This is a genomic window from Amycolatopsis sp., from assembly GCF_035546795.1.
Lineage (GTDB): Bacteria > Actinomycetota > Actinomycetes > Mycobacteriales > Pseudonocardiaceae > Amycolatopsis_E.
The window spans coordinates 209,720-235,203 of the sequence record NZ_DASZWC010000001.1 but is presented as its reverse complement, the minus strand read 5'-3'; the positions used below and the strand labels follow the sequence as shown (position 1 = coordinate 235,203).

Genomic DNA, 25,484 nt, shown 5'->3' with positions numbered 1-25,484 from the left:
CGGCTCAGGAGGCCAGCGGGGAGAGCGCTTTCGCCAGCGGCTCCAGCACATCCGGGGTGTGCGGCGGCGGCAGGTAGATGATCGCGAGGTCGAGCCCGCGCTCGCCGAGCGCCTCGACCTCGGCGGCCACCTTGCCGAAGTCGCCGTCCGGGCCGAGCCGGACGTGGCTGGAGATCGTGATCTCCTTCGGGTCCCGCCCGACGTCCGCGCAGTGCGCGTGCAGGACGTCGAGCTTGTGCGCGAGCTCATCCGGCGTGCCGCCGACGAAGTTCCAGTGCTGGGCGTACTTCGCGGTGGTGCGCAGGGTGCGCTTCTCCCCGCTGCCGCCGATGCAGATCGGCGGGTGCGGGCGCTGCACGGCCTTGGGCTCGCAGCGCGCGTCGGCCAGCTGGTAGTGCTCGCCCTGGAACGTGGTCGTCTCCTGGGTGAGCAGACCGACCAGTACCTCGCAGGCCTCCTCGAACCGGTCGCTGCGCTCCTTGACCGTGCCCAGCCGCATCCCGTAGGCGCCGGACTCCTCCTCGTTCCAGCCGGCGCCGATGCCGATCTCCAGCCGTCCGCCCGAGACGATGTCCAGTGTCGCGGCCATGTTCGCGAGCAACGCCGGGTGCCGGTAGTGGATGCCGCTGACCAGGGTGCCCAGCCGCAGCCGCCTGGTCGCCTGCGCGAGCGCGGTGAGCGTGACCCAGCCCTCCAGGCACGGGCCGGTGGGATCGGAGAAGATCGGGTAGAAGTGGTCGAAGGTCCAGCCGGACTCGAACAGCTCGATGTCGTCGGCCGCTTGCCACACCGCGAGCATGTCGGCCCACTCGGTGTCCTGCGGGGATGTCTTGAAGGCGAAACGCATGACCCGATGGTAAACCTGGAGTGCGCTCCAACATCGTGTCACGAACGCGCCCGGCGGGGTGGTCCATGTCATGATCGGGCCCATGGCCAACCCTGCCGGTCCCCATGAGCCGGAGCTCAACAGCGGCATCCTGCCGGGCAACGTGCGCGCGGACGACTGGATCATGTTCGGGCTCGCCGTGGTGTCGGTGGGGCTGCCGGCGTACCTGCTGCTCAGCCCGCCCTCGTACGAGGCCGAGATGTGGATGTTCCGCGCCGACTGCGTGGTGTGCGGGCTCTTCCTGATCGATTTCCTGTGGCGGTGGCGCAAACGAGGCTGGACCCGGAAGTTCCTGGCGCGCAGCTGGTACGAGGTGTTCGCGATGGTCCCGGTCACGCACCCGGTGATGCTGGGGCACCGGTTCGTGCTCGTCCTGCTGCTGCTGGTGCGCATCGGCCGGGCCGCCGACCGCGCGCTGGGCGAGCAGTTCTTCTTCCGGCTGGTGGACAAGATGTCCGAGCCGATCGTGCGGGCGATCAAGAAACCGATCACCATCGCCGTGATGGACGAGGTGGTCAAGGTGCTCGAGACCGGCAACTACCCGGAGAACCTGGCGAAGTCCCTCGACGAGAACAAGGCCGAGCTGCGCGCGATCATCACCGAGAAGCTGTCGCTGGACCCGCAGCTGGGCAAACTCCGCCGGATGCCCTTCCACGGCGAGATCGTCGGCGCGGTGGTGGACACGTCGTTCAGGGTGCTGCTGGAGGTGCTGCTGGACCCGCGGATCGACGACTTCTTCTCCGAGGTGGTGCGGGAGAACCGGGAACAGATCCGGCGCGCGGTGGAACTCGGCCTCAACGAGACCGAGGACGAGACGAGCGAACGCCTGCTCCGCGCCCGCACCCAGCGCGCCGCCGCGCGGGAGTACGGCTTGCGGCACGGGCGCAGCTGAGTCCACTGTGGACCAGGGGGCGTTCGGCGTCAGGTCACCACGGCCACCGCGACGATCACCGCCGCGAGAAAGTACCACGGATCGCCCTGCACTCCGGCGGCCACGATGCCGAAGACGACGACCCCGGCGGCGAGCAGCGGCGAGAGTCCCGGCTGGTCTCGTTGCACGCACCGATTGTGGCGCGGCCGCTGTGGCCCGGCGGTGAGATCGGGCTCGTGTCCAGCAGTGTTTCAATCAGTGATTGAAAAATCCGGTGGAACACGTTCTACTGGTCGGGTGCGCACCGAAACCGTCCCCGGGACACGGGAGCAGCTGCTCGCCGCCGCCGAGCGTTTGCTGGGGGAGTCTCCTTACGACGCGGTCTCCGTGCGCGCGATCAACACCGCCGCGGGGATGAACCCGGCCGCCGTGCACTACCACTTCGGCTCGAAGGACAACCTCGTCGCGGCGCTGCTCGAAGACCGCCTCGCGCCGCGCTGGCGGGCGCAGCTGGAGGACCTGTCGGCGCGCCGGAACGCGGGCTGGACCCCGGCCGTGGCGGAGCTGGTCGATCTCGTGCTGGCCCCGTTCACCGAGCTGGCCGCCGACCCGCTGGGCCGGCTGCACCTGCGCCTGCTGGCCCGGTTCGTGCTGGGCCGCAGGCAGGTGCGGTGGACCGCGCACTGGTTCCGGCTGCGCCCGTGGACGGAGTTGCTGCGCGCCGCCCGGCCCGGGCTTTCCGTGCCGGAGGCGCGGCGCCGCTGGATGCTCGCGTTCGAACTGATCCTGCAGACGGTCGGCGCCCCGCTGGCCGAGGACGCCTGCGCGGGACCGGCGACCGTCGCGGCGCTGCGCGCGTTCGTCACCGCCGGTTTGGAGGCGAAAGCATGACCCCGCCCGATGTTTTCCGGCCCGCCACCCTCGGCCCCGTCCGGCTGCGCAACCGCGTCATCAAGTCGGCCACCTTCGAGGGCGCCACGCCTGACGCGCTGGTGACCGACCGGCTCATCGACTTCCACGTCCGGCACGCCGCGGGCGGGGTGGGCATGACCACGGTCGCCTACTGCGCGGTCGCGCCCGAGGGGCGGACCGACCGGCACCAGATCTGGATGCGGTCCGAAGCCGTGCCCGGCCTGCGCCGGCTCACCGAGGCCGTGCACGCCGAGGGGGCGGCGGTCAGCGCGCAGCTCGGGCACGCGGGCCCGGTGGCCAACGGCGCCTCGAACCGGCTGCCCGCGCTGGCGCCGAGCAGGCTGTTCAGCCCACTGAGCCTGCAGCCGATCAAGGCCGCCACCGCCGCGGACCTGGCCCGGATCACCGCCGCGCACGCCGGCGCCGCCCGGCTCGCCGCCGAGTCCGGCTTCGACGCGGTGGAGCTCCACTTTGGACACAACTATCTGGTGAGTTCCTTTCTCAGTCCCAGATTGAACCGCCGGGACGACGACTACGGTGGCAGCCTGCGCAACCGGGCGAGGCTGGCGCTGGACGTCGCGCGCGCCGTGCGGGACGCCGTCGGCGACCGGATCGCGATCACCGCGAAGCTGAACATGGACGACGGGGTGCCCGGTGGGTTCTGGCTCGACGAGGCGATCCAGGTGGCGCGCTGGCTGGAAGCGGACGGTGGCCTCGACGCGCTGGAGCTGACCGCGGGAAGTTCCCTGCTCAACCCGATGTACCTGTTCACCGGGGATGTCCCGCTGCGCGAGTTCGCCGCGACGTTCCCGGCGCCGCAGCGCTGGGGCGTGCGGCTGGCCGGGCGGGCTTTCCTGCGTGCGTACCGGTTCGAGGAAGCTTTCCTGCTGGAGCGCGCACGCCAGTTCCGCGCGGCGCTGGAGCTGCCGCTGATCCTGCTCGGCGGGATCACCACGAAGGCGACGATGGACCAGGCGATGGCCGAGGGCTTCGGATTCGTGGCGATGGCCCGCGCCCTGCTCCGCGAACCCGACCTGCCGCGCCGCCTGCAGGCCGATCCGCGGACGCGCTCCCTGTGCATCCACTGCAACAAGTGCATGCCCACGATCTACCGGGGCACCCGCTGCGTGCTGGTGCCCTGAGGCGGCCGGACCGGCGTGTCGTGGTCGAAAAGCCCCGTGGGGCAAGGAAAGCGTGTCAGACTCGGCCGCGATGCATACCCCCTCCGATCTCGCCGACCTGCTCGAATGCGAGCACCGGAGCATCCTCCGCCAGGCGCTGGCCGCCGGGCTGCCCGGCGCGCCGCGGCCCGGGTCCGGGGGTGACCAGCTCGCCGTCAAGTACGGGCAGGCGCACGAACAGGCCACGCTCACCCGCCTTCGCGAGCGGCGCCCGGGGCTCGTCGAGATCGACTTCCGTGACCGGGCCGCCGCGGCCGCCGAGACGGAGAAGGCGCTGAGCGCGGGCGCGCCCGTGATCTACCAGGCTGTCTTCGACGACGGCGAGTTCACCGGCCGCGCCGATTTCCTCGTCCGCGACGACGAGGGCCGCTACGAGGTGTACGACACGAAACTCGCCCGGCACGCCCGGCCGTCGGCGGTGATCCAGCTCGCCGCGTACGCCGACGCCCTTCGCCGCGCAGGCTGGCCCGCCGGGCCGGATATGCACCTGCTGCTCGGCGACGGCACCACCCGCACCCTGCGCGTGGACGACTTCCTGCCGCTGCTGCACCGCCTGCGCGCGAAACTGACCGCCCGTACGGCCGCGCTGCCCCGGCAGCTGTGGGCCGACGAGCGCCCCGCCTGCACCGGATGCGGCTTCGCCCGGCATTGCGCCGACGGCCGTGAAGCCGACCGCGATCTCGCCCTCGTCGCCGGGATGCGCACCGATCAGCGGCGCAAGCTCGTCGAGTCCGGCCTGACCACCATCGACGCGCTCGCGGCCGCCGGGCCGGAGCAGTGTCCCCGCGACATGTCGGCCGGCACCTTCACCGCGTTGCGTGCGCAGGCCGCGATCCAGGTCCGGCAGGACGCCACGGGCGAGATCAGTTACGAGATCATCGATCCGGACGTGCTCGCCGCGCTGCCGCCGTCCGCGCCGGGCGACGTCTTCTTCGACATGGAGGGCGACCCGTACGCGCTGGGCGGCGAAGGGCTGGAGTACCTGTTCGGCGCCGTGACCGCGGAGACCGGTCAGCTGTTCACCCCGTTCTGGGCCCACTCCCGCCCCGAAGAGAAGCGGGCGTTCGAGGAGTTCGTCGACTTCGCCACCGCGCGCCTCGCCGGCCACCCCGGTTCGCACGTGTACCACTACGCCCCGTACGAGGTGACGGCGCTCAAAAGGCTTGCCGCGCACCACGGAACGCGCGAGGAGGAGGTCGACAACCTGCTGCGCACCGGCGCGCTCGTCGACCTGTATGCCGTGGTGCGCAAGGCTTTGCGGGTCTCGCAGCGATCCTATTCGATCAAGTACCTGGAACCGCTGTACATGCCCGCCGCGCGCGACGGTGACGTGAAGACGGCCGTGTCGAGCATCGAAGCCTACGAGGATTACCTGACGCTGCACCAGCTCGGCGAGAGTGAGCAGGCCGAGGAGGTGCTGCGCGGGATCAGCGACTACAACGAGTACGACTGCGTCTCCACGTTGCGGTTGTTCGAGTTCCTGCACCAGATCCGCGAAGAGGCCGGGATAGCCCCGCACGCGCCCGCCGGAGAGTCCGAAGTGGACGCTCTGATCCGGGACAGCGCAGAGGATGTGGCCGCCCAGCGCCGCGCCGAACGCGCGGCGTATCTGGAGGGCCTGGTGACCGAGCTGCAGGACGGCACCGAGACCAGGGACCTGCTCGCCGCCTCGGTCGGCTACCACCGGCGCGAGACCAACCCGGCGTGGTGGGAGTTCTTCCGCCAGCTGGCCATGCCGCTGCACGACCTGGAGACCGACACCGCGTGCGCCGTCCCGGTTTCGGTCGAGGCGGGGGAGTGGGTGCCGCCCTCGGGCCGCGCCAAACTCGCCAAGCGGACGCTCGCGCTCAGCTGTGACCCCGAACGCCCCCATCCGTTCGCGCCCGGCGATCAGGTGCGCCTGCGCTACGGCGGCGCGACGAGGGACGCGAAAGTCGTGACCGCGTCGGCGGAGGAACTCACCCTGACCGAAAGCTGTCCGCCCGGCGAGACCACGCACGACCGCCCGGCGGCCGTGCTGCCGGGCAGCCCGGTGCGGCCGGCGCCGAAGGACGAGGCGGTCGCCGAACTGGCCCAGCTGGCCGTCGACAGGCTGCCGGAACTGCCGCGCCAGGCCGGAATCGACCTCTTACGACGCCTCCCGCCCCGGTTGCGGGGCGGGAGGCGCTGCCTGCCCGAGCCGGGCGAGGACCTGGTCCGGACCGTGATCGAGACCGTCGACGCCCTGGACGGCTCGGCACTGGCTGTGCAGGGCCCGCCCGGCGCGGGCAAGACCTACCTGGCGGGCAAGCTCATCGCGCACCTGGTCCGCGCGGGCAAGACGGTGGCGGTCACCTCGACCAGTCACAAGGCAGTGGAGAACGTGTTGTCCGCGGCCGGGAAGAACGCGCCGGAGCTGCCTTGTGCCAAGCGCCCCAAGGGAACTCCGGACCCCAAGGCGCCGTGGGACCAGCCGAAGACCAACGACGCCCTCGTCCGGTGGCGCGCGGAGCACGACACCGGCCACCTCGTCGGCGGCACGGCGTGGACCTTCGCCAACGCCGCGATGCGCGCCGAGCCCTTCGACGTGCTGGTGATCGACGAAGCGGGCCAGTTCGCGCTCGCCGACGCCCTCGCCGTGTCGATGGCTGCGAAGAACCTTGTGCTGCTGGGTGATCCGCAGCAGCTGCCGCAGGTCGTGCAGGGTACCCATCCGGCCGGCGCGGAGGCGTCGGCACTCGGGCACCTGCTCGGCGATTCCGACGTGATCCCGCCGGAGCTGGGCTATTTCCTCGACCAGACCAGGCGGATGCACCCGGGCGTCTGCGAGCCCGTCTCGCGGCTTTCCTACGACGGCAGGCTGCACGCGCATCCGTCCACCTCGCTGCGCGGCATCGACGGCGTGCGATCAGGGCTGCGGCTGGTGGAGGTGGAGCACCGGGGCAACACGACCCGCTCGGCCGAGGAGGCGGCGAAGGTGGTCGAGCTGGTGTCCACAGTGCACGGTCGGCTGTGGACGGACGGCGAGGCGCGGCGGCCGTTGGCGGACAAGGACATTCTCGTGGTCGCGCCGTACAACATGCAGGCCAGGGTCGTGTCCAGGGAGCTGGGGCGCGCCGGGTACCCGGGGGTGCGGGTCGGCACCGTGGACCGGTTCCAGGGGCAGGAGGCGCCGGTGGTGATCGTGACCATGACGTCCTCCTCGGCTGTGGACCTGCCGCGCGGGCTGGATTTCCTGCTCTCCCGTAACCGGCTCAACGTGGCGCTGTCCCGTGCGCAGGCGCTGGCCGTGCTGGTGTGCTCGCCGCGGCTGGTGGAGGCCGACATCCGCACCGTCGCCCAGATGCGGCTGGTGTCGGGCATGATCGGGCTGATGAACAGCGCGGAGCCCTGGACCGTGTGAGACGCTGCCGGAATGAACGACGGCGGGACAGCACAGGCCGGGTACCGGCGGTCGGCCGGTTCGCCGCGGGGCGAAGCGCGCCGGCGGGAGCTGCTGGCGCTGGTGACCGAGGACCTCGCGGTCAACGGGCTCGTGGACTTCTCGCTCCGCCGGGCCGCCCGCGCGGCGGGCACCACGCACAAGGTCATCCTCTACCACTTCGACGGCGCCGAAGACCTGTTGCGCCAGGCCGTGTTCGAGCTGCGCGGCCGCCGGATCGACAACGCGATGGCCGCGGCGCTCGCCCCGGAACACCGCACGCTGGCGGCGCGGGTGCAGGCGGCCTGGGAGGTGCTCCGCGACGAGGACCCGGCGCTGCGGCAGGTGCTGGATCAGGCGATCGGGCTGGCGATGTACGACCCCGGGCGGTACGGCGAGCTCGGGCGCGAGGCTTCGCCGCAGTACCTGCCGTGGCTGGTCGAGCTGTGCCCGAAGCAGTGGCCGCAGGAGCGCAAGGTCGAGGTGGCGCAGATGATCCTCGCGACGCTGCGCGGGTTCGTGGTGGACCGCGTCACCACCGGGGACACCGAGCGCATCGCGGCCGGGGCGCGGGCGCTGATCCGGGCGATGGAGCGGGAGGAGTCGGCGGGCTGATTGCGCGGATGCGAACCACGTGGTTCACTTGGCTCGGCGGGAGCTGAGCTCCAGGAGGCATACGTGCACGAAATCGAACTTTCGGCGGGCCCGGTCGAGTACGAGGACACGGGTACCGGGCCGACGCTGGTGTTCCTGCACGGTCTGCTGATGGACTCCTCGCTCTGGGCCGGGGCGGTCGCCGAGCTGCCCGGATACCGTTGCGTGGTCCCGACCCTGCCGTTCGGCGCGCACCGCAAGCCGGTGCATCCGGGCGCGGACCTGTCGCTGCCCGGCCTCGCGCGCCTCGTCGCGGAGTTCCTGGACAGGCTGGACCTGCGGGATGTCACGCTCGTCGGCAACGACACCGGCGGCGCGCTCGTGCAGTTGCTGATGGCCGAAGGGGTCGGCCGGGCCGGCCGGGCGGTGCTCGTCTCGTGCGACGCGTTCGACAACTTCCCGCCGGGGCTGACCGGGAAAACCCTGATGGCCACCGGGAAACTGCCGCCTGCGCTGTTCGGGATGTTCATGCAGCAGATGCGCCTGCGGTTCGCCCGGCGGCTGCCGATCTCCTTCGGCTGGCTCACCAAGCGTGGCGACGACGCCGTCGCCCGTTGGCTGCAGCCGATCCTGCACCGGCGCGACATCCGCCTGGACACCGTCCGGATGCTGCGCGCGGTCGCCGCGGATCGGGGCATCCTGGTGGCCGCCGCCGGGCGCCTGCCCTCTTTCGACCGGCCCGTGCTGGTGGTGTGGGCGAGCGAGGACAAGGTGATGCCGCCCGGACACGGCCGCCGGCTGGCCGGGCTGCTGCCCCAGGGGCAGCTCGCCGAGATCGCCGACAGCTACACGCTGATCCCGCTCGACCAGCCGCGGGAACTCGCCGTCCTGATCCGCGAGTTCACCCGCGCCCCGGCGACGGCCTGACGAACGCGTTCCAGCGGGATCAGCCCGGCTCGGGCATCTCCGCTTCCAGCATCGCCAGCGCGTAGCGCGCGTGCTGCCCGGCCAGCGCGTCGGCGGAGAGCCGGCCGTCCGGCCGGTACCAGGTGGAGATCGCCGAGCACTGGGCCACGATGTTCCGCGCCGCGTCCGCCGGATGCGGGGTGTGGAAGACGCCCCGCGCCGCGCCTTCGCCCACGAGCTTCTCGAAGATCGCCTGCGTGCTGTCGCGCGCGCGCACGACGCTCGCCCGCTGCTCGTCCTTGAGGTAACGCATCTCGCTGAGCGCCACGAGCGCGGCGGTTTGGTGATCGACGACAAAACCGACATAGGCGCGCACGGCGGCCGCCAACGCCCGCGCCGGGTCGCCGTCCGGGACCGATGCGACGGCTTCGGTGGTACGCCGGAGCAGTTCGTCGTTGGCGCGCCGCAGCAGCTCCGCGAGCAGGTCCGCCTTCGCCGGGAAGTAGTTGTAGAGGTTCGACAGGGCCGTGCCCGCCCGGCGCGCGATGTCCCGCATCGAGGCGCCGTTGAACCCCCTCTCGCCGAAGATGTCCAGCGCGGCGTTGAGGATCACGGATTCGTTGCGCCGTCCGGTCTCCGCGATCAGGGGCCGGACAGAACGTTCGTTCATCCCGGCAGCGTAGAAAGCCCGCCACCGCCGGTCAACGGCGGCACCCTGGAGGGGCTCGGGAAATGGAGCTGCCCAATGCCGCCGGCGTTCCGGCCAACCGTGACCCGCGTCCACTGTGGACGCGGAAAGCCCACCGGAGGGGACGGGTGTCGGCGGCGGCTTTGCCGGGTAGCCCCGGCCGGTAAGCACTGCCGCCGCAGAATCGGAGATGGTCGAACATGACGCAGGCCGCGTCGCACGAGGTCGTGATCGTCGGTGCCGGGTTCGCCGGGCTCAGCGCGGCACGGGGGCTCGCCGCGCGCGGGGTGGACGTGCTGCTGGTGGACAAGAACAACTACCACCAGTTCCAGCCGCTCATCTATCAGGTGGCGACCGCGCAGATCGCCAACCGTGACGTGGCCCGCCCGCTGCGCGCGATCTTCCGCCGGGACCGCCGCGTCCGGGTCACCACCGCGGAGGTCACCGCCGTCGACGCGAAGGCGCGCACCGTCACCACCGCCGACGGGCTGACCTACCAGGGCAAGGTGCTGGTGATCGCCGCCGGGGCGGAGGTCAACTTCTTCGGCATCCCCGGCGCCGCCGAACACGCCTTCCCGCTGTACTCCCTCAACGACGCCGCGCGGCTGCGGTCCCGCTTCCTCGGCGCGCTCGATGCCGCCGACCGCGATCGTCGTTACGTGGACCGGGGCGCGCTGAACGTCGTGGTCGTGGGCGGTGGGCCCACCGGGGTCGAGACGGCCGGGGCGGTCGCGGAGAGCATGGCCCACGTCGTGCCCGCGTACCTGTCGGCGGATCTGGCGCGTTCCGGGAAGGTCTACCTGGTGGACATGCTGCCCGACTTGCTGATGCCGTTCAGCGAGAAGTCCCGCGCCTACGCGGCCGAGCGGCTGCGCGCGGCCGGGGTGGAACTGCGGCTCGGCGTCAGCGTGACGGAGGTGCGCAAGGACGGGGTCAAACTCGAGGACGGTTCGTTCATCCCGTCGCGCACCGTGGTGTGGGCCGGCGGGCTCAAGGGCCGGTCGCTGCTGGAGGGTTCCGGCATCCCGCAGGGCAAGGGCGGCCGTATCGATGTGGAGCCGGAGCTGACTGTGCCGGGGCTCGACGGCGTGTACGCGCTGGGGGACACGGCGAACATCACCGACGGCGCGGGCCGGCGGCTGCCGCAGCTGGGTTCGGTGGCGCAGCAGGCCGGGCAGCACGTGGTGCACAACATCGTGGCGGACCTGCGCGGCGGGCAGCGCAAGCCGTTCGTCTACACCGACAAGGGCATCATGGCGATGATCGGCCGGGGCGCGGCGATCGCCGAACTGGGCAGCAAGCACCGGAGCTTCACCGGGCCGCCGGCGTTCCTGGCCTGGCTCGCGGTGCACGTGGTGCTGCTGTCCGGGATCAGGGAACGGATCGGGGCGGTCGGCAACTGGCTGTGGGACTACTGCACGCGCACCCGTCCGCAGATCGTCGTCGACCGGCCGGACGCGTACGAGATCGACTGGTCCGAGCCGGACGAGAACGATCAGGGCGATCGGCGGGACCGGAAACGCGCCTCCGCCTGATCCTGGTGGCCGGCCTCCCTCGGTCGTGGCGGGTTTGCCCTGGAAATCGATACCCGCAGCACCGCGGACCGACTTTAGTACTGCTCCATTCGGGTGGATCTCGCTGCGGCTGACGGCGCAGGGTCATGACCGTCCGTAGTTGTAGTACTCCGCGTCCGAGTAGTGCCAGGTAGTCGGCCCGGCGCGGGCGCGCGAAAGATCACGGGGGTCGCGAACGGGGTTGATCGCACCGCTACGCTCTCCCGGCATGCCGCCCGGAGCCGCCCACGCGGTGGCGGGGAGCGGATGCTGGGGAAGCCGCCGGATCCATGGAGGAACAAGTGACCTCGGCGCAGCGCCACACCGTAGATTTCAACTGGCTGGTGAACGACTTCGCCGTCCGCGTGCCCGGAGTGGCACACGCCGTCGTCGTGTCCGCCGACGGCCTGTTGCTGGCCGCGTCGGACCGCCTGCCCGTCGAGCGCGCGGACCAGCTGGCCGCCGCGGCGTCCGGGCTGATGAGCCTGACCCAGGGCGCGGCGCGGTGTTTCCAGGCGGGCCGGGTCACCGAGACCGTGGTCGAGATGGAGCTCGGCATCATGATCCTGATGTCGGTCAGCGACGGTTCCTGCCTGGTCGCGCTCGCCGCGTCCACCTGCGACATCGGCCAGGTCGCGTTCGAGATGACCATGCTCGTCGAACGGGTCGGCCAGACGATGACCCCCGAGGTGCGGGCCCAGCTGCAGGGTTCGATGAACCTGCCCGGTGCCGACGCCGTGGAGTGGCCCCGCTGATGTCTCGCAGGTCCCGCCGTGCACGGAAGTCCGCCGGAGACCGGGAAAGCGCTTCCCAGGAGGCGGCAGCCGGCGAGGCCCACGGACGGCATCGACGCGCGGCCGGGGAAGGCGCGCAGCGGCGCCCGCGGCCGTCGCCGGTGCCCCGGATCAAACCCGAGCCGCGCGAGCCCGACCCGTTCGAGGACACCTCGTTCGTCCGGCCCTACGCGCTGACCAGCGGCCGCACCGCGGTGAACTACGTGCTGGAGCTGGAAACCCTGGTCTCCGCGGTGGAGGACTGCCCGCCGCCCCAGACGATGGAGCAGCTGGCGATCCTCGAAGCCTGCCGCAGCCCGCGCTCGATCGCCGAGCTGGCGTCGCGGCTGCGGATGCCGGTCGGCGTGGCGAAGGTGCTCGTCAGCGACGCCGCCGATGCGGCACTGGTCGTGGTGCACCAGACCCTCACCGGCGACGACCAGGCCGACAAGCAGCTGTACGTCATGGAGCGCGTGCTGGCGGGCCTCCGCAAGCTCTAGTGCGTTTTCGCCAGCACTTCGAGGATTTCCGCCGTGGTGCCCGTTTCCGCGAGCCTGGGGAAGATCTTCTCCACGCTGTGCCGGTGCGCGTCGGGGTCCAGGTCGGTCATCGCGTCCGTCGCGATGGTGACGTGGTGGCCGTGCTCGTGCGCCGAACGCGCGGTGGACTCAACGCCGATGCTGGTGGCCACCCCGGTCAGCACGATCTGCGTGACGCCGCGGCGCCGCAGCTGCAGATCCAGATCGGTGCCGTAGAACGCCGACCAGTTCCGTTTGGTCACCAGGATGTCCCCGGGGTTGCCGGACAGCTCGGCGACCACCTCGTCCCAGCCCGGGGGCGGGGTCTGCGCGCGCGGCGGCGTGTCGGTGCGGCCCGGGGTGGCGTCGGCACCGTCCGGTGAGGACGTGACGCGCACCAGCACGACCGGCAGATCCCGCGCGCGGAACGCGTCGGCCAGCTCGACCGTGCGGGCCAGCACGTCCGAAACACTGTGCGGGGCACCGGGAATCCCCATGATCCCCTGCTGCAGATCGATGACGACCAGGGCGGTCTTCGGGTCCAGAGTGGTGATGGCCAAGGGTTTTCCCTTTCAATCGCGGGTTTTCGCACCGCCGGCGCGGCGCAGGGAGCGGTCGGCGAGCGTGACCACGAGGAACAGCGCCGAGACGCCCAGCAACAGGAAAGCCATCCCGTGCAGGCCGCCGGTGGTCGCGCCATGGGGGTAGAAGGCGGCGTTCGCGGCGGAGGCCAGCAGCGCGCCGACGTAGGAGAAAGTTCGCAGCAGCCCGGCCGAGGACCCCATCCGGGCCGGATCCGCTTGCGCGTAAAGGGCATTCTGGTTGGCCAGCCCGACGAGTCCCTGTGCGATCCCGGCGATCGCGCCCGCGAGCGCCAGCAGCCACACCGCGCTTTGCCCGCCCAGCACCAACAACACCACGCAGGCCGCGAGCTGGGCCACCGCGCCGGCGGCCAGTTTTCCCCACACCTGCGCGCGCCGTCCGGTGAGCGCGGTGATGACCAGCGCGGCCAGCGACAGCGGAATGAGCACGAGCCCGGCCGCGGAGGCATTGAGCGAACGGCCTTCCTCCAGCCATTGTGTGTAGCCGTAAAGGAACGCGTAGGCGGTGGTGTAGCCGAGCAGCTGGCGCGCGTAGGTCGCCAGCAGCGGGAGATTGCCACTGAGCACGCGCAGGTCGATGAACGGCAGCTGCGTGCGCAGTTCCCGCCGGACGAAGACCGCACCGGCCGCGACGGCGCCCGGCGCCAGATACCACTGGCCGGGCCTCATCAGAAAGACCATGAACCCGGTGAGCATGACGGCGAACAGCGTCATGCCCGGCAGGTCGACGGTTTCCCGCACCTCGCCCCGTGGCGCTCCCCGCGGCAGCGCGAGCGCGCCGAGAACCAGACAGGCGAGCGACAACGGCACGTTGATCCCGAAGATCAGCTCCCAGCCGCCGAGGCCGATCAGCAGCCCGCCCAGCGTCGGGCCGATCACCGCGATCACCTGGTTGGACACCGAAAGCGCGGCGAGGATCCCGCTCGGATTCCGCATCCCCGTGCGATCCGCTTCCGAGCGCAGCAGGGACATCGACGCCGGATAGGCCGCGGAGGTCCCGAAACCGAGCAGCACCCGCGAAACCACCAGCACCCCCAGGTCCGGCGCGAACACGCCGAGCAGCCCGGCGACACCGACCAGCGCCGTGCCGATCAGGTACAGCGGCCGGGGGCCGAACGTGTCGACGAGCCTGCCGATCACCGGCTGGCCGACCGCGGTGGCCAGGTACAGCGCCGAAACCAGCCACGCGGTCTGCGCGGGCGGCGCGCCGAACGCCTGGCCGATCGGCACCAGCGCCACCGCGAGCATCGAGGAGTTGACCGGATTCAGGACCGTGCCGAGCATCATCGGCGCGATGAGCCGCCGGTCGAAAGCCGTGGAGCGGACCGCGCCGTCCGCCGTCACGAGCCGGCGACCTTGTCCAGCAACGCCATCGCCGTGATGACGGCGCGGATCTCCTCCGCCGAACCGTGTTCCTGCAACGACCGCGCCAGCCACGCTTCGCGGGCACGCAGGTCGCCTTGACGGCGTTCACGGCCCAGTCCGGTGAGCGTGACCACCTGGCGGCGGCCGTCCCCGGGATCGGGATGGCGCTCGACGAAGCCGGCTTGTTCAAGCGCGGCAACGATCTTCGCCATCGACTGCGGGCGAACCTGTTCCGCAGCCGCGAGCTCGCTGGCCGATGCCGGGCCTTGCTTGCCGAGCCGCATCAGCACCGACGCCTGCGCGGGGGAGAGGCCGTCGGCGCTTTCCAGTGCGCGGAGTTTGCGGCGCAGACGGCTCACGACGACCCAGGAGTCACGCGCGGCCTGCGCGGCGGTGGGGGAGATCGACGCGTCGTCCTGCATGTTCTTCACAGTAGATCTTCACCTAAGGCTGTGCAACCAAAACTGAACACCTAAAGCTGTCTATTGGTCGTGACGGCTGCCACTTTGACAGCGGGCTTGCCGACCCTGAGGATTTCTAATTAACCTAACGGTACATAACCAGATGGTTCATGGCCCTGGCGCGAGACGGCCGGGGCCATGGCTGTTCTGCAACGGCGCATGAGCAAGGGAGCACCACGTGGCCGGTCAGCCCGACGGCACTCGAGCAGGACCACGCAAGGCGGCACTGGCCGCCTGGGTCGGCAGCGCGCTCGAGTACTACGACTTCTTCATCTACGGCACCGCGGCGGCGCTGGTGTTCGGCAAGATCTTCTTCCCGTCCTCGGCCCCGGCGGCCGGTACGCTGCTCGCGCTGTCGACGTTCGGCGTCGGGTATGTGACCCGCCCGCTCGGCGCGATCCTGCTCGGGCACCTCGGCGACCGGTTCGGCCGCAAGCGGGTGCTGGTGCTGACCCTGCTGATGATGGGCGCCTCGACGGTGCTCGTCGGCTGCCTGCCCAGCTATCACACCGCCGGCATCACCGCGCCGGTCCTGCTCGTGGCACTGCGCCTGCTGCAGGGCCTGTCCGCGGGTGGCGAGCAGGCCAGCGCCAACTCGATGTCGCTGGAACACGCGCCGGAGAACCAGCGCGCCTACTACACCAGCTTCACCCTCAGCGGCACCCAGGCCGGGCAGATCATCGCCACCGCGGTCTTCCTGCCGGTGGCCGCGCTGCCGAAGGACGATCTGCTGTCCTGGGGCTGGCGGATCCCGTTCTTCGCCAGCGCGCTGATGGTCGTGGCCGGTTACCTGATCCGCCGCACACTGGAGGAAACGCCGGTGTTCCGGCGCGAAGCCCGCCACGGCGAGGTGGCGAAAATGCCGTTGGCGATCCTGCTGCGCGAGCACTGGGCGGACGTGCTGCGGGTGATCGTCGCCGCGCTGATCGCCTCGGTGAGCACCATCTTCACCGTCTACGCGCTGAGCTACGCGGTGAACACGGTCGGCCTGAGCAAGACCCCGATCCTGTGGGCCGGGGTGCTGGCGAACGTCGCCGCGGTGATCACGATCCCGTTGTGGGCCAAGCTTTCCGACCGGATCGGGCGCAAGCGGATCTTCATCGCCGGTTCGCTGGGGTGCGCGGTGCTGATCTTCGCCTACCTCGGGGCGATCGCCGCCGGCAGCTACGGGTGGATCTTCGTGGTGGGCATCCTGATGTTCGGTGTCGTGTACACCGCGACGAGCGCGGTCTGGCCCGCCTTCTACGGCGAGATGTTCCCGGCGCGGGTGCGCATGTCCGGCACCGCCATCGGCACTCAGATCGGGTTCGCGATCAGTGGTTTCCTGCCCACCGTGGCGGCCGCGGTCGCCGGGGACGGCAAGGGCGCATGGCTCGGCGTGTCCGTTTTCACCGCCGGGCTGTGCATCGTGAACGCCATCGCGGTGGCCACCGGCCGGGAGACCTTCCGGGTGCCGACCGCCAGGCTCGGACTGAAGAACGCGAAGGAAACGGCGCGCCAGGAGGCCGTCGCGCAGTGAGGGAGTACCGCGTCTACGCGCTGGCCTACGGTCATCGCGCCGGTATCCGCGGCCGGCACTTCCTCGGCTGCGGCGAGCACGAATGGAACCAGCCGCATCCCACGGCCTACTACGTGTGGCTCGCGGTTTCCGGCAGCCACACGGTGCTCGTCGACGCCGGGATCCGGCCGGAGCGGGCCGGCGCGCTGGACGGTTACGAGCCACCGCACCGGGTGCTGGCCGATTTCGGCGTGGCGCCCGGTGCGATCGACCAGGTCGTGCTCACGCACCTGCACTACGACCACGCCGGGACGGTCGCGGACTTCCCGCGCGCCCGGTATGTCGTGCAGCGTTCGGAGTACGCGTACTGGACCGGTCCGTGGGCGCGGCGGATCACCCGTGAGCAGTGGCTGCTCGACGAGCAGGCGCTGGCCTTCCTCGGCGACGCGGGGGAGCGGCTGCGGCTGGTCGATGGTGACGTCGAGCTCCTGCCCGGACTGAGCGTCCACCTTGTCGGCGGGCACACCGCGGGCATGCAGATCGTCCGCGTCGCCACCGCGGCTGGGCCGGTGGTGCTGGCCTCGGACGCCACGCATTTCGCGGAGAACCTCGAAGCCGACCGGCCCGCCCCGCTGGTGCACACGATGACCGGCATGTACGGCGCCTTCGACCGGATCAAGGAACTGGCCGGCGCGCGGCGGCTGTTCGTGCCGGGGCATGATCCCGTTGTGCTGGAACGGTTTCCGGCGGAGATCGACGGCCGCGTGGTGCGGATCGCCTGAGGTTGCACGCGGTCTGCCGAGGACGGTTGGATGAGCCCCGTGACAGACCGGGAAGAGCGGGAAAGACACCGCCAGGACAGGATCACCGGGTACCGGCGCGATGCCGCCCCACTGATCCACGCCCTGACCGAGGCCGGTTTCGACTGCACCGGCTTCGGCAGCTTCGTCAACAGGGTCACGCCGGGCGTCATCGAACCGGCCGCCTTCGATGGACCGGGCGCGACCGAAATCCTGCTGGACTGGCTGCCGTGGATGACCAACGAGCACGTCAAGGGCTCGATGGTCCGGCATCTGCGCACCAAGGCGGCGAAGGGAACCGCGACCGGAGCCCTTGTCGCCGAGTTCACGAAATCCCCGAACCCGCACTACAAGTGGATCGTCGGCGACGTGCTGGCCTTCCTGGTCACCAGGTCGCAGCTCCGGCGGCTGGTCCCGCTCGCCGCGGATCCCGGCCATGGCTGGGGGCGGCAGATGCTGGTCTCCTGCCTTTGGCGGGTGAAGACACCCGAAGCCGACGCCGTGCTGCTCAGCTCGCTGGATGACCCGGACGTCACCCGCCACGCGATGTCGGCGTCGCGCCGCCGGTTCGGCAACCGGCAGGCCCGCCGGCACATCGCGCCGCTCGCCGGCCATCCCGCCGAACAGGTCCGGCGCGCGGCCCGTGACTGCCTCCGCAGGATCGACAAACGCCTGGCGGGTGAGGACTCCTGATCACCGCAGCACGCGGTACTTCACGTGGGTGACGGTCGGTGAGGCGATGACCTCGAACGGCTCGAACTCGATCTTTCCGGCGTTGTCCAGCGGACGCTCGCCGGCGCCGAGGGTGACCGGGACGATGTGCAGCCACATCTCGTCGAGGTGGCCGGCGACCAGGTACTGGTGAATGGTGTTCGCCCCGCCCGCGATGACGATCTTCCGGTCGCCGGCCACCTCGCGCGCCTGCTTCAGCGCCGACTCGATGCCCTCGGTGACGAAGCTGAAGGTGGTGCCGCCTTCCATCGGCAGGCTCTCCCTCGCGTAGTGGGACAGCACGAACACCGGCGCGTGGTACGGCGGGTTCTCGCCCCACCAGCCCGTCCACGACTCGTCCCAGGCGCCGCGGCCGGGGGCGAACATGTTGCGGCCCATGATGAACGCGCCCACACCCTCGTTGAACTCGTCCAGCAGCGCGGCATCGGCCTCGTGACCGGGCCGCGTGGTCTCGAACTGCCACTGCGGCAGCCGCATCCCGCCGTCGCCGAACGGTTCCTCCTGCCGCTGGTTGGGGGCGGCGGTGTAGCCGTCGAGGCTGATGCACGTGCGGCAGATGACGAGGCTCATGGGTATCCCTTCAACGTGGGCCGGTTCAGCACGGTAGACCCCCGCGGCGGGGAAAAGTCATCGCGCGGAGATCTCGGCGACGATCGAGTCGAGGTGGACCGGCCGCAGGTCGTTGACGTCGAGACCGACGTTGAGCTGCCGCTCGCGCAGGCGCCACTCGCTGTGCACGTGGCCGTGCAGCAGCCACCGGCCCTCGTCCGGCAGCCGGTACTGCGACGCCCGGTCGTCGCCGGTGTGGTCACCTTCGTACGGGAAGTGGCACAGCAGCACGCTCCGGCCCGCGATGCGCCGCCGCGCGAATGCCTGCACCGTCGCGAAATACTCCAGCCACGCGCGCTGGTACTTGTGGGCCTGCCGCGAACCGGGCCATGGCTGGTCGTGGTTCCCGGTGATCAGGTGGATCTCGCCGTGCAGCCGCCGCAGCGAACCGGCGAACCGCGCGAGGCGGCCCATGCCGACATCGCCGAGATGCCACACCTGATCGCCGGGTTCGACGGTCTCGTTCCACAGCTCGACCACGGCGGCGTCATGCTCGGCGGGGGAGCCGAACCCGCGCAGGCCCGCCACCAGCTGGTGATCGAAATGTGTGTCCGAGGTGAACCAGACGTTCACGGCCGGAGGTCCAGGTCGCCGAGAGCCATCCGCCCCACGGTAGCCGGTCCGGATTCCGCCGCCGACCGTCAGCCGACCGCGCGGCCGCCGGTCCAGTACCGGGCCCGCAGGGCCTTCTTGTCCACCTTGCCGAGCCCGGTCAGCGGGAGCGCGTCGACGGCGAGGACCTGCTTCGGTGATTGCACGGAACCCTTGCGCTCTTTCACCATCTGCTGGATCTCCGCCACCACCGTGCCGCCGAGTTCCCGGCCTTCGCGCAGCACGACGATGGCGGTGACCGCTTCGCCCCACTTCTCGTCCGGCGTGCCGATCACGCCGACCTGCGCGACGGCGGGATGCTCGGCGACCACGTCCTCGACCTCGCGCGGGAACACGTTGAACCCGCCGGTGACGATCATGTCCTTCGTCCGGTCGACGATGTACCAGAACCCGTCCTTGTCCGAGCGTGCGACGTCGCCGGTGCGCAGCCAGCCGTCGCGGAACGTCTCCGCGGTCGCGTCCGGCAGCTGCCAGTACCCGCCGGCCAGCAGCGGGCCGCTGACGCAGATCTCCCCGGGTTCGCCCGGCGCCACGGGATTGCCGTCGTCGTCGAGCAGCGCCGCGCGGATGAAGGCCGACGGCCGCCCGCACGAGGTGAGCCGCGCCTCGCCGCCCTCGATGTGGTCCTTTTTGGACAGATAGGTGATGGCCATCGGCGCCTCGGACTGCCCGTAGTACTGCGCGAAAATCGGCCCGAACCGGTCGATCGCCTCGCGGAGCCGGACCGGGTTGATCGCCGACGCCCCGTAGTACACGGTCTCCAGGCTCGACAGGTCGCGGGTGCGCGAGTCGGGGTGGTCGAGCAGCGCGTAGATCATCGACGGCACCAGCATGGTGGCGGTGATCCGGTGCTCCTCGATCGTGCGCAGCACCTGCGCCGGGTCGAACTTCGCGGTGACGAACAGGGTGCCGCCCTTGATCACGGTCGGCACGAAGAACGCCGCGCCGGCATGGGAGAGCGGGGTGCACAACAGGAACCGCGGACTCTCCGGCCATTCCCATTCCGCCAGCTGGATCTGGGTCATCGTGTTCATCTGCTGGGCGGTGCCGATCACGCCCTTGGGCTTGCCGGTGGTGCCGCCGGTGTAGGTGATCGAGACGATGTGGTCCGGCGGCAGGATCTTCGCCTTCAGCTGCCGGGGCTCGAACTTCGCGGCGGTGGCGACCAGATCGTGGGTGTCCGCGCGCGTGGCCGCGAGGCGCTCGGGCACCGGGCCGATCGTGAGCACCTTGTCGAGCCCGGGGCACTTCTCGAGCAGTGCGATCGCGCGGTCGGTGAAGTTCAGGTCGGTCACCAGCGTGGTGATCCCGGCGTCGTTGATCACGTACGCGTGGTCGTCGGCGCTGCCCAGCGGGTGCAGGCTGGTGCGCCGGTAGCCCTGCGTCTGCCCTGCGCCGAGGATGAACAGCACCTCGGGCGCGTTGAGCGCGAGCAGTGCCCCCGCGGATCCGGTCCCGGCGTCCAGGTGCTCGAAGGCTTGGACGTACTGGCTGATCCGCGCGGTCAGCTCGCCGCCGGTCAGGGTGACGTCGTCGAGGTGGAGCACGGGCCGGTCGTGGTGCCGGTTGAGCCCGGTGACCATCAGGTGGCCGTTGTGCACGCCCAGGCGCGTCGTCTCGGGGCCTGGCGTCAGGTCTGCTGGGGAACGTTCGTCGGTCGCTGCCACGTCCGTGATACTAGAACGTGTTCTAGATGTGGGCAATGCGCCGGTTCCGAAGGCGAGCGCGCCAAGGGATAACGCGACCAGCGCCCGGGAACGGAACCGGCGCGCCCACGCCGCACACACCCCGCCACCGGACCGGTCCCCAGCGCCCGCGGTTTCCGTTGAACACTGCGCAAATCGGGGCCGGAGGTGGGGTGTGCAGGGCGCGGTCACGCGCGTCCGTCGCCACCGCACCCCCGAGTAGGTCCGGGCACCACGGGCCGGTGCCCACCTCGATCCGGCCCGTGGTGCCCGGCAGGAGGAACCCGATCTATTTCACCGCCGGTGTCCCTCGATCAGCACGCGCGCCGCCCGGACCGACTTTTCCACCACGAGTCCCGGCGGGTAGCCCTGTTTCACGAACACCCCGTCGAGCCAGAAGACGCCGTAGCCGTGCGCCTGGGTGAACAGCTGCTCCATCAGTTCGAGCGCGTCCTGGGGCCGGTCGCATACCTGCAGGCACAGCATCAGGAACTGGTCGGTCAGCCCGCGCGTCTGCTCGTGGAGCTCGGCGTGTTCCGGGCCCTGCAGGCCGTCGGCGTGAATGAGGTTGATCCCGGCCCGCCGTTCCAGCAGGTAGCCGGTGTATGCGCCGAAGGCGGCGGCGAGCGCGTCCGCGGGGTCGTCCTCGCCGGCGATCGCGGTGCGGACCCGGCCGGCGAGCTGGCAGGCGACGGCGGCCGCGGCGGCCGCGAGCAGGCTTTCGCGTTCCGGAAAATGCCGGTACGGCGCGCCGGGGCTGACCTTCGCGCGCCGCGCGACCTCGGCGACGGAGAACCCGGCCAGGCCCCGGTCGGCGATCAGGTCGAGTGCGACCTGAACGAGCTCGGCACGGAGGTTGCCGTGGTGGTACTTGCCGCCCATGTCGTGGCTCACATCTTCCGCCCGGAATATGTAAGAGCCCTCTTACGTCGGGCAGGTATGAGGGGTCTTACCTGACACCCCGCATTGTCGTACACCGGAGGGTTCATGACCACGACCACGAACGCCATCGCCGTCCCGTCGCCGGGCGCCCCGCTGGCGCCGACCACGATCGAGCGGCGTGACCTGCGGCCGGACGATGTGCTGATCGACATCGCCTACGCCGGGATCTGCCACAGCGACATCCACCAGGCCCAGGACGACTGGGGGCGGGCGATCTTCCCGATGGTCCCCGGGCACGAGATCGCCGGCGTCGTCGCCGCGGTCGGCCCGGCCGTGACGAAGTACCAGGCCGGTGACCGGGTCGGAGTCGGCTGCATGGTCGACTCCTGTGGTGAGTGCGAGTACTGCCGGGCGGGCACCGAGCAGTTCTGCGTGAAGGGCAACGTCCAGACCTACAACGGCGTCGGCTTCGACGGCGAGAACACCTATGGCGGCTACAGCACGCAAATTGTCGTCAAGGACGCCTTCGTGTGCCGGATTCCCGAGGGAATCGGCCTCGACGTCGCCGCGCCGCTGCTGTGCGCGGGCATCACCACCTACTCGCCGCTGCGCCAGTGGGGCGCGGGGCCGGGCAAGAAGGTCGCCGTGATCGGGCTCGGCGGGCTGGGCCACATGGCCGTGAAACTGGCGGCGGCGATGGGCGCCGAAGTGACCGTGCTCAGCCAGAGCCTGAAGAAGCAGGAGGACGGGCTGCGCCTCGGCGCGAAGGAGTACTTCGCGACCAGCGACGAGTCCACCTTCGAGACGTTGCGCGGCCGGTTCGACCTGATTCTCAACACCGTCTCGGCCAGGCTCCCCGTCGACTCCTACCTTGGCCTGCTGCGGGTCGGCGGCGCGATGGTCAACGTCGGTGCGCCCGGGGAACCGTTGTCCTACAACGCTTTTTCGCTGTTGGGTGGCAACAAGGTCCTCGCCGGCTCGATGATCGGCGGGATCGCCGAGACGCAGGAGATGCTCGACTTCTGCGCCGGGCACGGTATCGGCGCGGAGATCGAGACGATCTCCGCGGACGAGGTCAACACCGCGTACGAGCGCGTCGCGAACAGCGACGTGCGGTACCGCTTCGTGATCGACACCGCCACCATCGGCGCCTGAGCGGCACGGGAGGCCCGGTCCGTTCGGGCCTCCCGGAACCGGCGGCCCGCCAGCCGGGCCGCCGCCGTCTGTCCCGCCTGTGCTGCCGGCGAATCCGGCAGCTGAGGGCGCTCTCAGACTGGAGTTCAACGAGCGCGGAATTCTGGCACACTGATGCCCATGGCCGCTGAGAAGTCCGGGCCGCCTGCGTTCGCGCGCAGGGCCAACACGATCGCCGCGAAGGTCGCCGGCCGCCGGATCCTGCCGGTGTGGGCCCTGGTCGGACACCGCGGCCGCAAATCGGGCAAGTCTTACCAGACGCCGATCGCGATCATCGGGTCCACGCGGGATGCCGTCTACATCGGGCTGCCGTGGGGGCGCCGAACCGACTGGGTGCGCAATCTGCTGGCCGGCGGCGGCACGCTCACGTGGAAGGGCCGGGAGTTCGCCGTCGCCGAACCCGCGTTCGTCGGCAAGGACGAGATCTTGGCCGAGACGTCCGGACTGCGCCGCCAGGTCGTCCGGCGGTGGAGCATGGACGACTTCCTGCGCTTGACGGTGCGTCCGGCGGAGCGGCCCGACCCTTCTGTATAACGACCTATACGCGGCGGCCACTATGCGCCGCGGATCCTATGCTCGGGCGATGACGCGAGCGGATGGCAGGCCGGCGTGGCTGCCCGTGTGGTCCACGGCCTCGGCGCTGCGCGCAATCCGGGCCACCGTGGTGGTGCCGGGGCTGTTCGCGTTCGGCTACCTCGTGCTGGGCGATCCGCAGATCGCGACGTTCGCCGCGTTCGGCGGTTTCGCCACGCTCGTGCTGGCGTCGTTCGGCGGGCGGTGGCAGGACAAGGTGCGCGCGCACCTCGGGCTGGCGCTCGCGGGGAGCGTGCTCGTGGTGATCGGCACCGCGGTGAACTCCTCGGTCCCGCTGGCCACGCTGATCACGGTCCCGGTGGCGTTCGTGGTGCTGTTCGCCGGGGTGGCGGGACCGAACGCCGCGTCCGGCGCGAACGCCGCATTGCTTGCGTACGTGCTGCCCGCGGCTTCGCCCGGCACGCTCGACATGATCCCGGCCAGGCTCGGCGGCTGGTGGCTCGCGTCCGTCGCGGGCACTGTCGCGGTGCTCGTCCTCTCGCCGCGTTCGTCCGGCTCTGCCCTGCGGGAGGCGGCGGCGCGCTGCGCCCGGGCGCTGGCGGACCAACTCGATGCGGCACTGGCGGGCGACTCCGGGCCCGCACACCGCGCGGCGTCCATCGACGCCAAGCACGGGCTGCTCGCCACGTTCACCGCGACGCCGTACCGGCCCACCGGGCTGGCGACCGCCGACCAGGCGATGGACAACCTCGTCGGGCTCCTCGAATGGGCCGCGTATGTGATCACCGACAGCCTGAGCGAATACCGGGATCTGAGCACCATCGCCGAGGCGGAACGGGACCTGCTCGCCGAAACCGCGGCCGTGACGCGGGACATCGGCACCCTGCTCAGCGGCGGCGCGGTGGAAGTGGACCTGGAACCGCTCGAACGGCGGCTCGCCGCGAGCGTGGAATACCTGCGGCGCATCGACAACGCCGGCGACGGCTATGCCGAAGCCGTGCACGTGTCCTTCCACGCGCGCACCGCGGCCGTCGCGGCACACACCGCGATGGCGGACACGCTCGTCGTGGCCGGGCGCGCCGACCGTTCGATCGTGTCCGGCTCGCGACGCCGGTGGTACGGCGAGACCTTTGAATCCGCCGCGACCGACGAGCGGCGGCTGGCCGGACTTCTCGCGGCGACGCGGGTGGTGTCCCGGCACGCGAGCCTGCGGTCGGTGTGGTTCCTCAACAGCCTGCGTGGCGCCTTGGCCCTGGCCGCGGCCGTCGGGGTCGCCGGCGTCACGGGCGTCGAGCACGGGTTCTGGGTCGTCCTCGGCACGTTGTCGGTCCTGCGCACCAGCGCCGCGTCGACGGGCGCGACGGCTTTGCGCGCCTTGCTGGGCACGGTGATCGGGTTCGTGGTCGGCGCGTTGCTCCTGCTGGTGATCGGCACCGGGCCCGCCGCGCTGTGGATCGCACTACCGGCCGCGGTGCTCGTGGCGGCCTACGCGCCGGGTGCGCTGCCGTTCGTGGCGGGACAGGCGGCGTTCACGGTCGTGGTGTCGGTGCTGTTCAACATCCTCGCGCCGGCGGGCTGGGAGATCGGCGTGGTGCGGATCGAAGACGTGGCGATCGGCTGCGCGGTGAGCTTCGCCGTCGGAATCGTGTTCTGGCCGCGCGGCGCTTCTTCGGTGGTGGCAGACGATCTCGCCGACGCGTTGCGGGCGGGTGGCGCGTATCTCGCCGAGTCGGTGGACTGGGCGCTCGGGCTCCGGACGGCGGTTCCGCGGGCCGCGGCCGCGATCGCGGCCGGTGTGCGCCTCGACGACGCGTTGCGCGGGTTTCTCGCCGAGCAGGGCTCAAAACGCCTGCCGAGAGACGATCTGTGGCGCCTCGTCGCGGGCACGATGCGGGCCCGGCTGACGGCGTACTCGCTGGCGGGATTGCCCAACCCGGAAGCCGGGCCCGACCGGTTCCGCACGCAGCTGTCCGACCAGGCCGGTCAGCTCGCCGCCTGGTACGACCATCTCGTGTCGCGGCTCGACCGGACCGACCACGGCGCGGTGCCCGTGCTCACGCCGCCGGAATTCCGCGATCCCCGCTCGGCCGGTGCGAGCGTGGCCGATCTGTCCTGCGCGCTCTGGGTGGGGGAGCACCTGCGGCACCTGATGGAACGCCTGCAGGAACTCGTGCCCCCGGCCACGCTGGTCGCGGATCTGCGGCACCGGCCATGGTGGCGCTGACGCG

At 70.9% G+C, this 25,484-nt stretch carries 25 protein-coding genes; 15 read left to right on the top strand and 10 right to left on the bottom strand.

Features of this window, described 5'->3' with window-relative positions; translation table 11 throughout:
- Window positions 1-4: 4 nt before the first annotated feature.
- On the bottom strand, window positions 5-847 hold the full coding sequence (locus tag VHD82_RS01230) for an LLM class F420-dependent oxidoreductase (protein ID WP_325696019.1): 843 nt from the start codon (window positions 845-847) through the stop codon (window positions 5-7).
- Between the two features lie 82 nt (window positions 848-929).
- Here VHD82_RS01230 and VHD82_RS01225 point away from each other — a divergent pair, with 82 nt between their 5' ends.
- The gene (locus VHD82_RS01225) at window positions 930-1,778 is read left to right on the top strand and encodes an ion transporter (protein WP_325696017.1); all 849 of its coding nucleotides are present in this window, start codon (window positions 930-932) and stop codon (window positions 1,776-1,778) included.
- 29 nt (window positions 1,779-1,807) lie between these two features.
- Here the strand turns inward: VHD82_RS01225 and VHD82_RS01220 are convergent, their stop codons facing one another.
- A complete protein-coding gene (locus tag VHD82_RS01220) occupies window positions 1,808-1,945 on the bottom strand; it encodes a hypothetical protein (RefSeq protein ID WP_325696015.1) in 138 nt (45 codons plus the stop codon).
- A gap of 109 nt (window positions 1,946-2,054) precedes the next feature.
- On the opposite strand from VHD82_RS01220, the gene VHD82_RS01215 reads away from it, so the two are divergent.
- The 5 genes from VHD82_RS01215 to VHD82_RS01195 all read left to right on the top strand — a co-directional run bounded on the left by VHD82_RS01215 (window position 2,055) and on the right by VHD82_RS01195 (window position 8,771).
- The gene (locus VHD82_RS01215) at window positions 2,055-2,648 is read left to right on the top strand and encodes a helix-turn-helix domain-containing protein (protein ID WP_325696013.1); all 594 of its coding nucleotides are present in this window, start codon (window positions 2,055-2,057) and stop codon (window positions 2,646-2,648) included.
- The gene (locus VHD82_RS01210) at window positions 2,645-3,811 is read left to right on the top strand and encodes an NADH:flavin oxidoreductase (protein WP_325696011.1); all 1,167 of its coding nucleotides are present in this window, start codon (window positions 2,645-2,647) and stop codon (window positions 3,809-3,811) included. The genes VHD82_RS01215 and VHD82_RS01210 overlap by 4 nt, the downstream gene beginning before the upstream one ends.
- A 70-nt stretch (window positions 3,812-3,881) precedes the next feature.
- Window positions 3,882-7,232, top strand: coding sequence for a TM0106 family RecB-like putative nuclease (locus tag VHD82_RS01205; protein ID WP_325696009.1), 3,351 nt, complete (start codon window positions 3,882-3,884; stop codon window positions 7,230-7,232).
- A gap of 12 nt (window positions 7,233-7,244) precedes the next feature.
- Entirely contained in the window at window positions 7,245-7,865 is a 621-nt protein-coding gene (locus tag VHD82_RS01200; protein WP_325696007.1) for a TetR/AcrR family transcriptional regulator, read from the top strand.
- 63 nt (window positions 7,866-7,928) lie between these two features.
- Window positions 7,929-8,771 (top strand): alpha/beta fold hydrolase, encoded by an 843-nt coding sequence (locus VHD82_RS01195; RefSeq protein ID WP_325696005.1) that lies wholly within the window; start codon window positions 7,929-7,931, stop codon window positions 8,769-8,771.
- Between the two features lie 19 nt (window positions 8,772-8,790).
- Here VHD82_RS01195 and VHD82_RS01190 read toward each other — a convergent pair whose 3' ends face one another.
- On the bottom strand, window positions 8,791-9,420 hold the full coding sequence (locus tag VHD82_RS01190; protein ID WP_325696003.1) for a TetR/AcrR family transcriptional regulator: 630 nt from the start codon (window positions 9,418-9,420) through the stop codon (window positions 8,791-8,793).
- Between the two features lie 218 nt (window positions 9,421-9,638).
- On the opposite strand from VHD82_RS01190, the gene VHD82_RS01185 reads away from it, so the two are divergent.
- From VHD82_RS01185 to VHD82_RS01175, 3 genes are all read left to right on the top strand, one after another.
- A complete protein-coding gene (locus VHD82_RS01185) occupies window positions 9,639-10,973 on the top strand; it encodes an NAD(P)/FAD-dependent oxidoreductase (protein WP_325696001.1) in 1,335 nt (444 codons plus the stop codon).
- Window positions 10,974-11,281: 308 nt separating this feature from the next.
- A complete protein-coding gene (locus VHD82_RS01180) occupies window positions 11,282-11,746 on the top strand; it encodes a roadblock/LC7 domain-containing protein (RefSeq protein WP_325695999.1) in 465 nt (154 codons plus the stop codon).
- Entirely contained in the window at window positions 11,746-12,264 is a 519-nt protein-coding gene (locus tag VHD82_RS01175) for a DUF742 domain-containing protein (RefSeq protein ID WP_325695997.1), read from the top strand. The genes VHD82_RS01180 and VHD82_RS01175 overlap by 1 nt, the downstream gene beginning before the upstream one ends.
- On the opposite strand, the gene VHD82_RS01170 is transcribed toward VHD82_RS01175, so the two are convergent.
- From VHD82_RS01170 to VHD82_RS01160, 3 genes are read right to left on the bottom strand one after another with little or no spacing between them, the layout of a single operon-like run.
- Window positions 12,261-12,842, bottom strand: a complete 582-nt coding sequence (locus tag VHD82_RS01170; protein WP_325695995.1) for a hydrolase — start codon at window positions 12,840-12,842, stop codon at window positions 12,261-12,263. The two genes, VHD82_RS01175 and VHD82_RS01170, sit on opposite strands and share 4 nt — an antisense overlap.
- A 12-nt stretch (window positions 12,843-12,854) precedes the next feature.
- Window positions 12,855-14,228 carry an MFS transporter gene (locus VHD82_RS01165; RefSeq protein WP_325695993.1) on the bottom strand — a complete coding sequence of 458 codons (1,374 nt, stop codon included), beginning with the start codon at window positions 14,226-14,228 and terminating at the stop codon, window positions 12,855-12,857.
- Entirely contained in the window at window positions 14,225-14,671 is a 447-nt protein-coding gene (locus VHD82_RS01160) for a MarR family winged helix-turn-helix transcriptional regulator (protein WP_325695992.1), read from the bottom strand. The genes VHD82_RS01165 and VHD82_RS01160 overlap by 4 nt, the downstream gene beginning before the upstream one ends.
- Window positions 14,672-14,888: 217 nt before the next feature.
- On the opposite strand from VHD82_RS01160, the gene VHD82_RS01155 reads away from it, so the two are divergent.
- Genes VHD82_RS01155 through VHD82_RS01145 form a run of 3 tightly spaced genes read left to right on the top strand, consistent with a single transcriptional unit; the run spans window position 14,889 to window position 17,701 of the window.
- Entirely contained in the window at window positions 14,889-16,229 is a 1,341-nt protein-coding gene (locus VHD82_RS01155) for an MFS transporter (protein ID WP_325695990.1), read from the top strand.
- On the top strand, window positions 16,226-16,990 hold the full coding sequence (locus tag VHD82_RS01150) for an N-acyl homoserine lactonase family protein (RefSeq protein ID WP_325695988.1): 765 nt from the start codon (window positions 16,226-16,228) through the stop codon (window positions 16,988-16,990). Before VHD82_RS01155 ends, VHD82_RS01150 begins: the two co-directional genes overlap by 4 nt.
- Before the next feature lie 30 nt (window positions 16,991-17,020).
- Window positions 17,021-17,701: a hypothetical protein gene (locus VHD82_RS01145; protein WP_325695986.1), complete on the top strand. Its 681-nt coding sequence runs from the start codon at window positions 17,021-17,023 to the stop codon at window positions 17,699-17,701.
- Here VHD82_RS01145 and VHD82_RS01140 read toward each other — a convergent pair whose 3' ends face one another.
- The 4 genes from VHD82_RS01140 to VHD82_RS01125 all read right to left on the bottom strand — a co-directional run bounded on the left by VHD82_RS01140 (window position 17,702) and on the right by VHD82_RS01125 (window position 21,528).
- On the bottom strand, window positions 17,702-18,310 hold the full coding sequence (locus VHD82_RS01140; RefSeq protein WP_325695984.1) for a dihydrofolate reductase family protein: 609 nt from the start codon (window positions 18,308-18,310) through the stop codon (window positions 17,702-17,704).
- Window positions 18,311-18,367: 57 nt separating this feature from the next.
- A complete protein-coding gene (locus VHD82_RS01135) occupies window positions 18,368-18,922 on the bottom strand; it encodes a metallophosphoesterase family protein (protein WP_325695982.1) in 555 nt (184 codons plus the stop codon).
- Between the two features lie 68 nt (window positions 18,923-18,990).
- Entirely contained in the window at window positions 18,991-20,628 is a 1,638-nt protein-coding gene (gene fadD8 / locus VHD82_RS01130; protein ID WP_325695980.1) for a fatty-acid--CoA ligase FadD8, read from the bottom strand.
- Window positions 20,629-20,940: 312 nt separating this feature from the next.
- A complete protein-coding gene (locus VHD82_RS01125) occupies window positions 20,941-21,528 on the bottom strand; it encodes a TetR/AcrR family transcriptional regulator (RefSeq protein WP_414637414.1) in 588 nt (195 codons plus the stop codon).
- Between the two features lie 105 nt (window positions 21,529-21,633).
- Here VHD82_RS01125 and VHD82_RS01120 point away from each other — a divergent pair, with 105 nt between their 5' ends.
- From VHD82_RS01120 to VHD82_RS01110, 3 genes are all read left to right on the top strand, one after another.
- Window positions 21,634-22,683, top strand: coding sequence for an NAD(P)-dependent alcohol dehydrogenase (locus VHD82_RS01120; RefSeq protein ID WP_325695975.1), 1,050 nt, complete (start codon window positions 21,634-21,636; stop codon window positions 22,681-22,683).
- A 159-nt stretch (window positions 22,684-22,842) separates the two neighbouring features.
- Window positions 22,843-23,256 (top strand): nitroreductase family deazaflavin-dependent oxidoreductase, encoded by a 414-nt coding sequence (locus VHD82_RS01115; RefSeq protein WP_325695973.1) that lies wholly within the window; start codon window positions 22,843-22,845, stop codon window positions 23,254-23,256.
- A 49-nt stretch (window positions 23,257-23,305) separates the two neighbouring features.
- A complete protein-coding gene (locus VHD82_RS01110) occupies window positions 23,306-25,480 on the top strand; it encodes an FUSC family protein (protein WP_325695971.1) in 2,175 nt (724 codons plus the stop codon).
- Window positions 25,481-25,484 lie beyond the last annotated feature (4 nt).